The following is a 14,411-nucleotide window of genomic DNA, read 5'->3' as shown; positions in this document are numbered from 1 at the left end:
AATTTCTATCATTTAATTATAAGGTAAAAGTGCAGTAAATGAGTTAATTTATTTAATTTTTACTATATTTACTATATGAAGAAGGGATATGCAGATTTACCTTTACACTATGGAACAGTTCCCGCCTGGTTAGCTAAAAGAATGGCTTTATTAGGTGGAGCGATTGTAGAGGCTATAGTTCAAGAATACGGAAGAAAAACTTTCTTACAAAAATTAAGTGACCCGTTTTGGTTTCAGTCTTTAGGATGTGTTTTAGGAATGGATTGGCATTCTTCAGGAATAACCACTTCCGTTATGAATGCTTTGAAAAAAGCAATAAATCAAAGATCCTCGGAACTTGGTATTTATGTATGCGGGGGCAGGGGGAAATCTTCGCGAAATACTCCAACGGAATTACTTCATATTGCCGATAAAACCGGTTTAGATGGAAATGAACTCATTACTAAGAGCAGATTGGTAGCTAAAGTTGATAATTGTGCGGTTCAAGATGGTTTCCAAATATATTTACATTCTTTTGTAGTTACTACAGATGGTGATTGGACAGTTGTGCAGCAAGGAATGAATATCAACGATAAACTGGCAAGAAGGTATCATTGGCTGTCTTCTTCAGTTCAATCCTTTACGGAAACTCCCCATACTTTTATTTATGGTAAAAACAAAGGAGAAATCCTTAATCTGACCGATAAAGATGCTTCTACAACCAAACAGGGAATTTTGGAACTAACTAAGGAAAATCCGGATCGTTTAATGAAAGAAATATCCCTTATACTGCCTACTCATCATGAGGTACGCGAAAAAGACGTCAATTTGAAAAGATTGGGTGCTGCTTTGGTACTTGCTCATGAAACAGATGTTCAAGATGTGGAATCTCTGTTGCTTTTGAATGGAGTAGGACCCAGAACGCTTCAATCGTTGACCTTAGTTAGTGAGGTAATACATGGCACTCCTTCCAGATTTTCAGATCCCGCCCGTTTTTCTTTTGCACACGGAGGAAAAGACGGACATCCTTTTCCTGTAACCACTCGAGTATATGATGAAACCATTGAAGTTTTTGATAAAGCATTGCAACGATCTAAATTAGGAGAAACCGATAAATTGGAAGCATTGAAAAATCTTTCCAAAGTATCTATGGAAATTGAAATGAATTTTAAACCCAGTGAAAATTTTCATGAATGGATTGAAAATGAACGGAAAAATTCTTGGAAATACGGTGGTAAAACTATCTATGGAGACGCCGTTGAAAACAGCAGTCTTATAAAAAAAACCGTCAAGAAAACTAATAAATCTGTAACTAAAAAAATAGATAAAAACCAACTCAGCCTGTTTGATTAAGCATAAGAAGGTATTTAAAGACTTTCACCAATAAATTTAGCCTTTAATTCTGTTTCCGTCCATTCTTTTTGCGGATTACTTTGCGCTGTAATACCACCACCTACATAAAGTAAAGCTCCATTAGCATATAGTTTAGCACATCGTAAATTAACGAAATACTTTTTAAATTTCTGAGTTTCCAAACCTATATATCCTGCATAAAAATCACGATTATATCCTTCATTCTTTAAAATATAATTTCTACTTTTATTTAACGGAATTCCACAAACGGCAGGTGTAGGATGCAAATCTGCTATCAATTGAGATAATTGATCAGAAGTATTTAATTCTGCTGAAAGATAGGTTACCAAATGTTTAACAAGCCCTAAATGAAGTGTTTCAGGACCTTTTATCGTTAAATTCGAAGTATAGGCTTTAATTTTTTCACAAATATAATCTGTGACATATTTTTGCTCTTCTATTTCTTTGCTTTCCCAATGAACCGAATCAATATCCGGTAATGTTCCGGCAAGTGCCATCGTTGTAAATAAAGAATTTTCAAAAGAACCTAAGATTTCAGGAGTAGCCCCCATCCAAATTTCATTTTGATTCCAATAGCTTACCTGGCAAAAGGAGGATGGATATTTTTCGCATAAAAACAAAAACGATTTGAAAGGATTGATCTTATCCTTATCGATCCATTTTTCGCGAGAAATTACAATTTTATCTGTTTGTTTTTGTTGAATATAATGAATGGTCCGTTGAAGAAGATTTAAATATTCATGTTCTGAAATAACCTTTGTATTTTCATTGTTAGGTAGAGGAAATATAAGGTCATTCGATGGTAATAAATCATTTACCTCAGTAAATGTTGAAAAATGGAATGTATATTTCTTTGAATTATCAAAAGATTGAAAAGAATATTCATATAAGCCGCCCTCTTCCTTTTTGATTAAAAATATTTTACTGTCTTTAGGAAGTCGAATAAAAGCAAAAGGAATATTTTTTTTAATGCAATCTTTAACTATTTCAGAAAGTACCATTATTCAAAATTATTTTTAGGAACAATGCGGTTAGTCATGGTAACATAACAATTTTTAAAAGTATTTCCCTCATCATCCGTACAAAAAATATTAATTTCAACTACATGGGATGTGTTACCTTTGTTGATAAATTGGGCTGTAGCTGAAATTTTTCCGTTTTTAACAGATTTTAAATGATAGCCGTTTACTTGCGTTCCGAAAACATAATAATTTGAAGGATCAACCGTGGTAATAGATAAAACCGAACCTACAGTTTCAGCAAGAGCTAATGAAGCTCCACCATGTAAAAATCCTATCGGTTGGTGTACCCGGGAATTTATTTCCATTTCTGCAGTTAGTGTATCTCCTGTAAAATCAGTGTATACGATCCCTAAGGTATGCATTAGTGTATTTGGTGAAGATTCATTTAGCTTGGCTAAAAGTTCTGCCTTATCCATTTTTTATTATTTACGTTTCATGCAAATTTATAAAAAATTAAACTCAAGGATTGGGCGAGAGGAAATAATACCGATTCTAATTTTTTTACTATTTCTTTCTTTGCAATTTAATTGCAACATAGAGGAATTATTTTTGTTATATAATTAAAAAATACAGATAGTTATGTCTTCTTATAAACCCGGTTGTGCCTGTAATGACAACGATAGAAAAAATATTACTAATCAAGGAGATCATGAATCTTCTCATGGACATACCCATGATCACGAACTAGATTTCAACATAAATATTTTTCAATTATTTTTACCGGCCATCATAAGTTCTATCCTTTTAGCTCTCGCTCTCATTTTAGATTATTCTAAAACTTCATTTTTCAATTCTTGGATTAGATTGGGAGCATATATACTAGCTTATTTGCCTGTAGGGTATCCTGTATTTAAAGAAATGTTGGAAGAATTTAAGCATAAGGATTTTTTCAATGAGCTATCGTTAATGTTTTTAGCTTCGGTAGGTGCTTTTTATATAGGAGAATATCCGGAAGCGGTTGCAGTTATGTTATTTTATTCCATTGGAGAGAACTTCCAATCTTTGGCAGTAGCTAAAGCTAAAAGAAATATTAATGCTTTATTAGATCAAAGACCCGATGAAGCGACAATTATTGAAAATCAAACTACTAAAGTCGTAAAAGCTAAAGAGGTTCAAGTAGGCGAAATTATACAACTGAAACCGGGAGATAAAGTAGCATTGGATGGAGAATTGCTTTCTTCAACGGCTACGTTCAATACCTCTGCGTTAACCGGGGAAAGTACTCCGCAAAGTAAAGAAAAAGGGGAGACCATTTTAGCAGGAATGATAAATCTCAATACTTCATCACTTGTAAAAGTAACTACTCCTTACTCAGACAGTAAACTATCTAAAATATTGGATTTAGTTCAAAATGCTACCGGTCAAAAAGCGAAAACAGAATTGTTTATCAGAAAATTTGCGAAGATTTATACTCCTGCGGTTTTCTTTATTGCCTTGCTGGTGTTTATATTACCATATTTTTTTGTTGCAAACTATGAATATGAAACTTGGTTATATCGATCCTTAATATTTTTAGTTATATCCTGTCCATGCGCTTTGGTAATCTCAATACCTTTAGGATATTTCGGAGGCATAGGTTTAGCTTCAAGAAACGGAATTTTGGTTAAAGGTTCCAACTTTTTGGATATTTTGGCAGAAGTCAAACAAATTGTATTTGATAAAACAGGAACTTTAACCTTAGGAAATTTTTCTGTTCAAAATGTACATGTTGAGCAAGGTTTTGATCGGACTCAATTATTACAATGGGTTAATATAGCTGAATCTCATAGTAATCATCCGATTGCCACCGCAATTCAAGCTTATGTAAATCAAAAACCTGAGGTAACAAAAATTACTTCCATGGAAGATATTCCGGGAAAAGGGATTAAAGTGGAAATAGAAGATAATGAATTGTTAGTAGGTAATTTTAAATTAATGGATGCCTATTCTATTTCTTATCCGGATACTTGTAAAGAAATCATAAATACTGTAGTTTTAATTGCAGTAAATAATAAGTTCGCCGGATATTTGGAAATTGCAGATCAAATTAAATCAGGAGCTCAACAAGATATTAAAAAAATACATGATTTAGGCATCGGGGCAACTATTCTTAGCGGTGATAAAAATACAATCGTACAAAAAGTTGCCCGGGAATTAGGTATAGATCATGCCTATGGTGAACTTTTACCGGAAGATAAGGTAAGTAAAATGAAGGAAATAAAATCAACAGTGATTGGTAAAGTAGCTTTTGTAGGTGATGGATTTAATGATGCACCGGTGATCGCTTTAAGTGATGTTGGTATAGCCATGGGAGGTTTAGGCAGTGATGCGACGATCGAAGTAGCCGATGTCATAATTCAAGACGATCAGACCTCTAAAATTCCTTTAGCTGTTAAAATAGGTAAAGCCACGAAACATGTTGTATGGCAAAATGTGATATTAGCTTTTGGTATTAAAATTATTGTAATGATTTTAGGAATTTTTGGTGATATTCATCTATTGGAAGCTGTATTTGCCGATGTGGGAGTAGCCCTTTTAGCTATATTAAATGCCGTTCGTCTACAAAAAGCCAACCTAAATAAATAGAATTTCTCTACCATTTGTACGAATAAATTTTAATACATTCTTTATTAAAACAGGTAAGTAAATTAGGTACTTATCTGTTTAAAATTCGATATATGTTGATTGAAGATTATTTTTTGATTCTAATGTTTAAACAGATATTAATACAATAAATTATTTTTCAATTTATCAATATTTAAATGCATTCGGTTAATCAAAAAATTTTGAATGGATCCATACTCATTTTCTATTTCGTTTAATGCGCTCTCTAAATAATCCGGTATGACCGTATATAAATATTTGTTGGATGGATTTTGTTCAATCAACGGATGGTATTTATCCGCCAGATAATCATTGGATGCTAAATAATCTTTTAAAATAATATCTTTAGGAATATCTAGAGCATATAGCAACAATGCGGTAGCCAATCCGGTGCGATCTTTCCCTGCTGAACAATGAAAAAGGAGCGGTAATTTTTCTTGATCTTGTATATAGGTAAAAAATTCTTCGTATGCGTTTAAATATTTATCTTCTGTAACTAAAAGTTTGTATAAATGCTTCATAGCATTTATTACATCATTTTTGCTCGTATGAATACTTTTAGCATATGCTTTTAAACGACCGGGTTCAATACATAAATAGTAATGATTTTTAACTTCTGCAGGAATTTTGTCCGGTAAGGCTTTATATTCTTCTTCGCATCTGAAATCAACCAGAGTAATTATAGGAATACTGGATAAATATAGTAAATCATTATGGGTTAAATTATATAAATCGTCTGTTCTAAATAATTTCCCCCATTTAATTCGTTTTCCGTCTTTAGACTCTAAACCTCCTAAATCTCTAAAATTATATCCTCCTTCCATCGGAAGGTGTGTTTCCGCAAGTATAGCCGATCCTTCGGAAGTCTCTAATTTAAAATAACTTCTTTTGGATGGTAATATATATAAAGGATAAGTTCCGTAATCTTTACCTTGCGCGATCGGTTTTTTAGTATCAATAGTTTGAACTGAATCGCCTGAATATAATTTCCATTCTCCCGAAATATTTATATTTAAATAAGCTGATTTTGTATGCTTTTCTCGTATAATTTTACATCTTTTTAGAATGTCAATAGGGTTATCTGAATTTTCTTTTTCTTTAGTCATACCTGCTATCATACTAATTTTTGGATTATATTACTTATTAAAAACTTAAATCACATCAAATTTATTGCCATAAAAATTATTGAAATAATCTATATTTTAATTATTTGTAAAAGAATACTAATTAAAGTAGGTCTTTTTAATATCTTTGTAGGTAAAATAATAATATACTATACGAAATCAGGAATACTACGTTTTAATCAATCGGATTGATTTTAAAATTTATATTAAAATCATGACTTTCTAAGAAAATAAAATATCTACATATAATGTATGTTTAAGTACTAATAAATAAATATAGGTGTAACTATGGTTTCAATACATGAATGGTGGACAATTTTAAAGCAACAATTTTATCAAATTTCTTTGTTAGAAGCCATAGGAGTAGCTTTTGGTATAGCGGAAGCTTTATTCGCAAAATATAATAAGGTTTGGTTGTATCCTTGCGGCTTACTTAATATACTCATAACCATGTATATTTATTGGGATTTTCGTTTATATGCGGAAATTTTATTGCAAGGATATTATTTTGTGATGAGTATATATGGATGGTTTTTATGGACAAATAAAACTAATAATAGTAGTACGGTAAGTTTATGTACTGTCAACGATAGATTAATCGCATGTTGCATTGTGATATTTTCATGGATTCTTTTATATTTTTTCTTAACGAATTACACTAATTCAGATGTTCCTGTATGGGACTCATTGGTGAGCGCATTTGCTTGGGCCGGTATGTGGCTATTAGCAAAAAGAAAACTGGATAATTGGATTTTTTTAAATATTAGTAATTTTATAGCCGTTCCATTATTACTTCATAAAGGACTTTTATTATATTCTCTTTTAACTATATTTTTATTTATCATCGCAATTTTTGGATATTTAGATTGGAAAAAAATTATTAATTCACAAAAGTTAAAAAATTAGAACATAAAATAATGTGGACATTACTTATAGGGATTTCATCCGGTTTTTTAGCAGGGACTTTAATTAAAGGTCGAGGTTTTGGATGTTTTGGAAATTTAATGGTTGGTATTTTAGGTAGTTTTTTAGGAAATTGGCTATTTAGACATCTTCAAATACCGGTTAATGAAAATGATAAAACTCTCCTATTGGCTATGTCCACTATTGGCGCTATTTTCCTTTTAGCATTGGTGTCAATCTTCACTAAAAGATAAAAAGCCATCTAATTTAGACGGCTTTTTATTAAATCTTTATACTGATTTATTTACTTGATTCAAATAATTCAGAAACTTTATCCCAGTTTATCACGTTAAAGAAAGCACTGATGTAGTCTGCTCTTCTGTTTTGATAGTTAAGATAGTAAGCATGCTCCCAAACATCCAACCCTAGAATAGGAGTTCCTGATGCACCTACTCCCGGCATTAAAGGATTGTCTTGATTTGCCGTTGAGCCAATACTTAATTTTCCATTATTGGATAACAACCAAGCCCATCCGGATCCGAATCTGCCGGCTGCTGCTTTTGAAAATTCATCTTTGAAAGCATCAAAAGATCCAAAAGATTCGTTGATTGCTGCAGCTAAATTTCCTTCCGGTTTACCTTTACCATTAGGGGTTAACCATTCCCAAAATAAACAATGGTTCAAATAACCACCACCATTATTTCTTATAGGGGTTTTATCAAAACCTTTAATTATAATTTGTTCAATAGGTAAATTTTCAAGTTCTGTACCGGCGATTGCATTATTTAAATTTGTAGTATAAGTACCATGATGTTTCGTATAATGGATTTCCATGGTTTTTGCATCGATATAAGGCTCTAGCGCATTGTATGCATACGGTAATTTTGGTAATTCAAATGCCATATTCTTTTTTTAATTAAAAATTAAACTTAACTTAAATTTATTAAACAAATCTAGTGAATTTAAGAGTAAGTATGCGGTAAAGGCATTAAATTATTTAATAAAGATATTTGAAATTAATATGTAAACAAATATTTACTGTTTTTTTGAAATAAAAAATATTCAGATTATTAGAAAAGATTTATCTGTTCACCATCTGTCCCGGAGTTCGGATCTTGAGAATCTTTAGGTTCAGTTGGGGCTTCTTCAGTTTCAGCATCGGCATTTGCTTCATTTTCCTGTTCGTAAGGTTCTTCTGTAATGGTTATCTTTTTTATTTTTTCTTTAGAAATTTGATTTCCTTGTGCCTTAATTCCTTTAATAGCTATAAAGTCTTCTAAATTAATAGTTTCCGGACTTTTATCTTTTCCAAAATTGATTTCAGCAATTAATTTCCATCCGGTTCCAACCCATTCTATAAAAGATCTTGGATTTTCTGAGATAAAAAATATTTGCGGATTCAAGGTATCATCTAATAAGAAACGTTTAATATAATAAATGGATTTATCTCCGTCGTAATATATACAACATACCGGTTTTTCCGGATTCCATTTTTCTAGTACTAAAAATTCATCATCAAAATGATTTAACAGATCAAAAGTATGAAGTTTAGCAATACCGTTAGAAGAAATGGTAACAATTTTATCGGCTCCTTTAAAAGCGCCTAAATATTTACCGCGGCCTTCAACGTTTAAACGTTGTACCGATTCATCAAACCATATTTTTCTAGGGGCTAAAGTAGAAATACCTGATTCTTTTAATTCAATTTTCTTTATATAATTTTTTGATACCAAATTTCCTTTAGAGCTTCTTCCTTTAATGGCTAATTCCGAAAAATCTATATCAAACTTTAATTTTTTAAGTCTTTGGCTGGGTTTAAGGAAAATGGTAACTGATTCCGCTTCACCATTAGGATTCGCAGTAAAATATTGGACTTCTGAACCTTTAGCGGTAGAGGCTAAATTGTATTCTTTATCTCTGGTTATGGAGGTAACCGGAAATCTTTTCATATACCAAGGACCTAGTTTACCTTCACGATAAATCATATTGTAAATAGTACGGGTATCATTTTTTTTCCAAATTCCTACATGGATGATGTTTTTTCCTACAAAAGTTTTAGCATCTGCTTTAGTAACCAACATTACCCCGTCTTTTCTAAACACAATTATATCATCTATATCCGAACAGTCAAAAAGGTATTCATCCTTTTTAAGGGAATATCCAATAAATCCTTCTTCACGATTGACATAGAATTTAATATTTGCAACTGCAACTTTTGCTGCGTCGATTGTATCAAAAGTTCGAATTTCGGTTTTCCTTTCTTTATTTTTCCCGTATTTTTTCTTTATATTGGTAAAGTATTCAATTGCATATTGTATTAAATGATCTAAATGGTGTTTTACTTCTTTTATTTTTCCATCTAATGCTGCAATATTTTCCTCTGCTTTATCCAGGTCAAATCGGGTAATTCTTTTAATGCGTATTTCAGTTAACTTATTAATATCGTCTTCGGAAACTTCTCTAATCAAATGGCCGGTAAAAGGTTTTAATCCGACATCGATAGTTGAGATCACATCTTCCCACTTATCAAGTTCTTCGATTTGATGGTAGATCCTGTTTTCGATAAATATTTTTTCTAACGAAGCAAAATGCCATTGTTCCTGCAATTCGCCGAGTTCAATCTCTAATTCTTGTTTAAGAAGATTTACAGTATGATTGGTATTTCTTCTTAATATTTCAGAAACACTTAAAAATTCAGGTTTATCTACATTGATGACACATGCATTCGGAGAAATTGATATTTCGCAATCTGTGAATGCATATAAAGCATCAATCATCTTGTCCGGAGAGACATCGTTAGGTAAGTGTATTAAAATTTCAACTTCAGAAGCGGTATTATCTTCAACTTTTTTTATTTTAATTTTTCCCTTCTCATTGGCTTTAAGGATACTGTCTATAAGAGAACCTGTATTAGTTCCATACGGAATTTCATTTATTAAAAGAAGTCCTTTTTCCGGATTTGAAATTCTGGCTCGAGCTCTTATTTTTCCTCCGCGTTCTCCGTCATTATAATTCGCAACGTCAATTAAACCGCCTGTTTGGAAATCAGGATATAAGGTAAATGGTTTTCCTTTTAATATCGCAATTGAAGCATCGATTAATTCTAAAAAATTATGTGGTAAAATCTTAGTAGATAATCCCACAGCAATACCTTCCACTCCTTGAGATAAAAGTAAGGGAAATTTTATAGGAAGGTTTTCAGGCTCTTTATTCCGTCCATCATAAGATGGTTTCCAAACCGTGGTTTTAGGATTAAAGACAACTTCCAAAGCAAAAGGAGTTAGTCTGGATTCAATATAACGGGCAGCAGCTGCTCCGTCTCCTGTATATATATTACCCCAGTTTCCTTGGGTATCAATTAATAGTTCTTTTTGTCCTATTTGAACGATAGCATCGGTAATAGCAGCGTCTCCATGGGGGTGGTATTTCATGGTATTTCCCACCACATTGGCAACTTTATTATATCGGCCATCTTCCAATTCCCTCATTGAGTGAAGGATTCTTTTTTGAACGGGTTTTAAACCGTCGAAGATGGATGGAATAGCCCTTTCAAGAATGACATAAGAAGCATAATCTAAAAACCAATTCTGGTACATACCAGATATTTTTTGAATAGTTTCAGTGTTTTGATTATTTTTATTTACGTTTTCTTGATTGTCTTCGTTCATTATTAGTTTAAAAGTGTCTTTATATACTTATTTTATAAACTTTTATTGATAAATTTCTTTTTTGTTTTCGCTGATTACCTTATTAAGTGAAATTCGTATATCTCTAATTTGTCTAGAATTTAAATATGAAATATCGAAATTCACTTTAGATTGTCCTGAACTTACTCGTTTACTGGATATGTAAATTTCTAAAACTTTTTTAAATAAAGGCTTGTTTTTTATAACAAATTTAACAAGTTTTCTTTTAGGAAAGTCAGATAATGATTCTCTAACCAAAAATGCAATCGGAAGAGATTTCTCATTTTGAAATATTAAAGTCTCTCCCTCACTGTCATACCTAAAGAAAGGACAACCTAAATAGGCTAAATAAATAAGCAATAATAGACTTATAAATAAAACAAATTCATCACTTCTGCCAAAAGCAGGTACATTTAAATAGATAAATACAAAACTAGTAAAAAAAACTATCAATATTACAATATTTATTATAGCAATTTTACTTTTGGTTTTTGGATTTTGAAATTTCATAAAAAAGCAGTTTTTGGATTATTCATCTTATATAGTTTTTTTTAATTTCAATTATTAAAAAGTATCTATTACTAAATTGTTAATTATAAATTCTTGCCTGGTTTGTGTATTTTTTCCCATGTAAAAGTCCAATAGTTCTTCAATAGAAGTATTTTTACTTAACATTACGGGTTCTAATTTTATATCTTTGCCGATAAAATTTTTAAACTCGTCAGGTGATATTTCTCCCAACCCTTTAAAACGAGTTATTTCGGGATTTTTTCCTAACTCTTGGATTGCTTTAATTCGCTCTTCATCTGTATAACAATACCGTGTTTCTTTTTTATTTCTAACCCTGAATAAAGGAGTTTGGAGAATATATAAATGTCCGTTCTTTATTAAATCAGGGAAAAATTGTAAGAAAAAAGTTATCATAAGCAAACGGATGTGCATTCCGTCAACGTCGGCATCAGTTGCGATAACTACATTATTATAACGTAAATCTTCTAAGCTTATTTCAATATTTAAAGCAGATTGAAGTAAATTAAATTCTTCGTTCTCATAAACTATTTTTTTGGTCAATCCATAGCTGTTCAATGGTTTTCCACGAAGGCTGAATACCGCTTGGGTCTCCACGTCTCTACTTTTAGTTATGGATCCGGAGGCTGAATCACCTTCCGTAATAAATATAGTAGATTCTAATTTTCTTTGAGACTTCTGATCATTGTAATGTTGACGACAATCTCTTAATTTTTTATTGTGTAAACTTACTTTTTTTGCTCTTTCTCTTGCCAGTTTTTGAATGCCGGAAAGTTCTTTCCTTTCTTTTTCAGATATTATAATTTTTCTTTGAAGAGCATCTGCCGCCTCCGGATTTTTATGTAAAAAATTATCTAAATGTTTTTTAAGAAAATCATTCATAAAAGTTCGAATCGTGGGTAAATCGGGGCCCATTTCACTACTTCCCAATTTAGTTTTAGTTTGCGATTCAAAAACCGGTTCAATAATTTTAATTGAAACCGCAGCTATTATTGATTTTCTAATATCAGATGCATCGTAGTTTTTATTATAAAATTCGCGTATGGTTTTCACGAAGGCTTCTTTAAAAGCATTGAGATGTGTTCCTCCTTGTGTGGTATGTTGACCGTTTACAAAGGAAAAATAAGCTTCTGATTGAGAACGTTCGCTGTGAGTGAAAGCTACTTCAATATCTTCATCTTTTAAATGGATGATAGGATAAATCGTTTCTCCTTCAATATTATCTTGAAGTAAGTCTTGCAATCCATTTTCAGAATAGTATTCTTCTCCATTAAAGAAAATTTTCAGTCCGGGATTAAGATAGACATAGTTTTTAAGCATTTTGTCTATATATTCTTTCCTGAACTTGAAGTTTCCGAATATGGAAGAATCAGGTTCAAAAGAAATTTCGGTACCTTTTCTTTCTTTGGATTCTGTTTCAGGGCTTTCGTATGTCAGTACACCTTTTGAAAATTCAGCATATCGTGAAACTCCGTCACGTACGGATTTAACCTTAAAGTAGGAGGATAATGCATTTACGGCTTTTGTACCCACTCCATTCAATCCAACGGATTTTTTAAAGGCTCTGGAATCATATTTTCCTCCCGTGTTCATTTTAGAAACGGCATCAACCATTTTTCCTAAAGGAATACCTCTTCCGTAATCTCGTATTTTTATGATGGTATTATCAAGGGAAAGATCAATTTTTTTTCCTGCTCCCATAACATATTCATCGATGGAATTATCGATTATTTCTTTTAAGAGAATATAGATACCATCATCCGGGGAAGATCCGTCACCTAATTTTCCAATATACATTCCCGGACGGATACGAATATGCTCCTGCCATTCGAGAGTTTTTATATTATCCTCGGTATATTGAGTACTTTGATTCATCTTCTTCCAACTAAATATGTGCAAAAATACGATTTTTCATTTATAAAAAAAATCATACACAAATAGTATATTGTATATGATTTTGTAATAGGGTAGACTATTAGTCTATCTCTTGTGTTTTTAAAATAAATTATTGATTGTCTTTTTCCAATTTTTTAATTTCGTTCAAATTTTTCTTTAATTTTTTGAGTAATATTCCATAAATTAATAAATAGTAGGCAATAATTATTAAAAATAAAATTATGCAAATGATAATAAAAACAAATATATTTTCAGGATAAGAGAAATTAAGTCTTATTTGATCAATATTTAAAATATCTGTTGAATTGAATCCTCGTCCCAATCTTTTTCCGTACATAAATTCATAAAAGCCGGTTAAAATAAGTATCAATACACCCAGCAAAATATTAATGCAAATGAACCAATTAACGCTTTTTCTAAATCTTAGTATATTATTGATTAAATCTTTGGTCGAATACAGGAGATCAATTTTTTTATAGCATCTGTAAAAATAAAATATAAATCCAATGGAAGTTATGAGATTAAAATAGATGAGCAATCTGCTAATGTGATAGTTACGAATGTAAACTTTGAGAGCTTCTCCTCCCAAATTGGGCATAATAAGGTTCATATCCGCTGCTGTAAACAGGAGAGAGGTCATTAAAATTATAAATTCAATAACACTTATGATTACAATGTATTTTACATTATTACGCGATTTTTTATTAAGCATCAATATTAATTCTGCCTGAGAATATTGATTGGTCTCACTTTGCTTCTGCCAAGATTTTTTTAGACTGTCTATATCCAATTCATTCTTCATTTTTGTTCATTATTTCTTTTAATTTGGTTTTCACGCGATTCATCTTTACTCGTGCATTAACTTCTGTAATACCCAAAGTCTCGGAAATTTCTCTGTAAGATAAATCTTCTAAATATAGCAACACTAACGCTCGTTCTATTTCAGAAAGTTTTTTAATAGCCTCATAAAGCTTGTTGATTTGTTCTTGTTTTTCACTAAAATCATCATTTTCAGATATTTTATATAAGGTGTTATCAATTTCTTGGGTATTGATGGTTTTAGTTGATTTTCTAAAAAGGGTAATAGCCGTGTTTAGTGCAACTCTGTACATCCATGTAGTGAATTTAGAATTTCCTTGAAAACTTTTATAGGATTTCCAAAGTTGTAAAAGAATTTCTTGAAATAAATCTTGAGAATCTTCTTCATTGTTTGTATAAATTCGGCAAACTTTATGAATGATTCCCTGATTTTTTTCAATTAATTTAGAAAATTCTAATTCGATTTTTTTCACAGATTTAGTTATTAAATTATAAGT

Annotated in this window: 13 protein-coding genes; 4 read left to right on the top strand and 9 right to left on the bottom strand. The window is 31.3% G+C overall.

Annotation, left to right across the window (positions count from 1 at the left end; translation table 11 throughout):
- The first annotated feature begins 75 nt into the window (after nucleotides 1-75).
- Nucleotides 76-1,332 (top strand): DUF763 domain-containing protein, encoded by a 1,257-nt coding sequence (locus GYM72_RS05810; protein ID WP_220263748.1) that lies wholly within the window; start codon nucleotides 76-78, stop codon nucleotides 1,330-1,332.
- 14 nt (nucleotides 1,333-1,346) lie between these two features.
- On the opposite strand, the gene GYM72_RS05805 is transcribed toward GYM72_RS05810, so the two are convergent.
- Both GYM72_RS05805 and GYM72_RS05800 read right to left on the bottom strand, forming a co-directional pair.
- Entirely contained in the window at nucleotides 1,347-2,354 is a 1,008-nt protein-coding gene (locus GYM72_RS05805; protein WP_220263747.1) for a chorismate-binding protein, read from the bottom strand.
- Nucleotides 2,354-2,791: a hotdog fold thioesterase gene (locus GYM72_RS05800; RefSeq protein ID WP_220263746.1), complete on the bottom strand. Its 438-nt coding sequence runs from the start codon at nucleotides 2,789-2,791 to the stop codon at nucleotides 2,354-2,356. The genes GYM72_RS05805 and GYM72_RS05800 overlap by 1 nt, the downstream gene beginning before the upstream one ends.
- Before the next feature lie 163 nt (nucleotides 2,792-2,954).
- Here GYM72_RS05800 and GYM72_RS05795 point away from each other — a divergent pair, with 163 nt between their 5' ends.
- Nucleotides 2,955-4,940 (top strand): heavy metal translocating P-type ATPase, encoded by a 1,986-nt coding sequence (locus tag GYM72_RS05795; protein ID WP_220263745.1) that lies wholly within the window; start codon nucleotides 2,955-2,957, stop codon nucleotides 4,938-4,940.
- A gap of 137 nt (nucleotides 4,941-5,077) precedes the next feature.
- On the opposite strand, the gene GYM72_RS05790 is transcribed toward GYM72_RS05795, so the two are convergent.
- On the bottom strand, nucleotides 5,078-6,076 hold the full coding sequence (locus GYM72_RS05790; protein ID WP_160556804.1) for a tyrosine-protein phosphatase: 999 nt from the start codon (nucleotides 6,074-6,076) through the stop codon (nucleotides 5,078-5,080).
- Nucleotides 6,077-6,370: 294 nt separating this feature from the next.
- Here GYM72_RS05790 and pnuC point away from each other — a divergent pair, with 294 nt between their 5' ends.
- Together pnuC and GYM72_RS05780 are read left to right on the top strand one after the other, a co-directional pair.
- Nucleotides 6,371-6,988, top strand: coding sequence for a nicotinamide riboside transporter PnuC (gene pnuC / locus GYM72_RS05785; protein ID WP_160556803.1), 618 nt, complete (start codon nucleotides 6,371-6,373; stop codon nucleotides 6,986-6,988).
- Nucleotides 6,989-6,999: 11 nt separating this feature from the next.
- Nucleotides 7,000-7,239 (top strand): GlsB/YeaQ/YmgE family stress response membrane protein, encoded by a 240-nt coding sequence (locus tag GYM72_RS05780; protein ID WP_160556802.1) that lies wholly within the window; start codon nucleotides 7,000-7,002, stop codon nucleotides 7,237-7,239.
- A 46-nt stretch (nucleotides 7,240-7,285) separates the two neighbouring features.
- Here the strand turns inward: GYM72_RS05780 and GYM72_RS05775 are convergent, their stop codons facing one another.
- The 6 genes from GYM72_RS05775 to GYM72_RS05750 form a co-directional block, all read right to left on the bottom strand.
- Nucleotides 7,286-7,888, bottom strand: a complete 603-nt coding sequence (locus tag GYM72_RS05775) for a superoxide dismutase (protein ID WP_160556801.1) — start codon at nucleotides 7,886-7,888, stop codon at nucleotides 7,286-7,288.
- A gap of 167 nt (nucleotides 7,889-8,055) precedes the next feature.
- Nucleotides 8,056-10,653 (bottom strand): DNA gyrase/topoisomerase IV subunit A, encoded by a 2,598-nt coding sequence (locus GYM72_RS05770; protein WP_220263744.1) that lies wholly within the window; start codon nucleotides 10,651-10,653, stop codon nucleotides 8,056-8,058.
- Between the two features lie 42 nt (nucleotides 10,654-10,695).
- Nucleotides 10,696-11,181, bottom strand: coding sequence for a hypothetical protein (locus GYM72_RS05765; protein WP_160556799.1), 486 nt, complete (start codon nucleotides 11,179-11,181; stop codon nucleotides 10,696-10,698).
- A 54-nt stretch (nucleotides 11,182-11,235) separates the two neighbouring features.
- Complete coding sequence (locus GYM72_RS05760) at nucleotides 11,236-13,074, bottom strand: DNA topoisomerase IV subunit B (protein ID WP_220263743.1); 1,839 nt, start codon at nucleotides 13,072-13,074, stop codon at nucleotides 11,236-11,238.
- Between the two features lie 130 nt (nucleotides 13,075-13,204).
- The gene (locus GYM72_RS05755) at nucleotides 13,205-13,897 is read right to left on the bottom strand and encodes a hypothetical protein (protein WP_160564870.1); all 693 of its coding nucleotides are present in this window, start codon (nucleotides 13,895-13,897) and stop codon (nucleotides 13,205-13,207) included.
- Nucleotides 13,887-14,387: an RNA polymerase sigma factor gene (locus tag GYM72_RS05750; protein ID WP_105297843.1), complete on the bottom strand. Its 501-nt coding sequence runs from the start codon at nucleotides 14,385-14,387 to the stop codon at nucleotides 13,887-13,889. Before GYM72_RS05750 ends, GYM72_RS05755 begins: the two co-directional genes overlap by 11 nt.
- Nucleotides 14,388-14,411 lie beyond the last annotated feature (24 nt).

Origin of the sequence: Apibacter sp. ESL0404 (assembly GCF_019469245.1) — a bacterium.
GTDB lineage: Bacteria > Bacteroidota > Bacteroidia > Flavobacteriales > Weeksellaceae > Apibacter.
The sequence above is the reverse complement of the archived record's forward strand: the minus strand, read 5'-3'. Positions and strand labels throughout refer to the sequence as shown.

Excerpts from the sequence above, each read along its gene's own strand:
- GYM72_RS05810 (WP_220263748.1), top strand. The coding sequence starts at position 76 with ATGAAGAAGGGATATGCAGATTTACCTTTACACTATGGAACAGTTCCC.
- GYM72_RS05805 (WP_220263747.1), bottom strand. The coding sequence starts at position 2,354 with ATGGTACTTTCTGAAATAGTTAAAGATTGCATTAAAAAAAATATTCCT.
- GYM72_RS05800 (WP_220263746.1), bottom strand. The coding sequence starts at position 2,791 with ATGGATAAGGCAGAACTTTTAGCCAAGCTAAATGAATCTTCACCAAAT.
- GYM72_RS05795 (WP_220263745.1), top strand. The coding sequence starts at position 2,955 with ATGTCTTCTTATAAACCCGGTTGTGCCTGTAATGACAACGATAGAAAA.
- GYM72_RS05790 (WP_160556804.1), bottom strand. The coding sequence starts at position 6,076 with ATGATAGCAGGTATGACTAAAGAAAAAGAAAATTCAGATAACCCTATT.
- pnuC (WP_160556803.1), top strand. The coding sequence starts at position 6,371 with ATGGTTTCAATACATGAATGGTGGACAATTTTAAAGCAACAATTTTAT.
- GYM72_RS05780 (WP_160556802.1), top strand. The coding sequence starts at position 7,000 with ATGTGGACATTACTTATAGGGATTTCATCCGGTTTTTTAGCAGGGACT.
- GYM72_RS05775 (WP_160556801.1), bottom strand. The coding sequence starts at position 7,888 with ATGGCATTTGAATTACCAAAATTACCGTATGCATACAATGCGCTAGAG.
- GYM72_RS05770 (WP_220263744.1), bottom strand. The coding sequence starts at position 10,653 with ATGAACGAAGACAATCAAGAAAACGTAAATAAAAATAATCAAAACACT.
- GYM72_RS05765 (WP_160556799.1), bottom strand. The coding sequence starts at position 11,181 with ATGAAATTTCAAAATCCAAAAACCAAAAGTAAAATTGCTATAATAAAT.
- GYM72_RS05760 (WP_220263743.1), bottom strand. The coding sequence starts at position 13,074 with ATGAATCAAAGTACTCAATATACCGAGGATAATATAAAAACTCTCGAA.
- GYM72_RS05755 (WP_160564870.1), bottom strand. The coding sequence starts at position 13,897 with ATGAAGAATGAATTGGATATAGACAGTCTAAAAAAATCTTGGCAGAAG.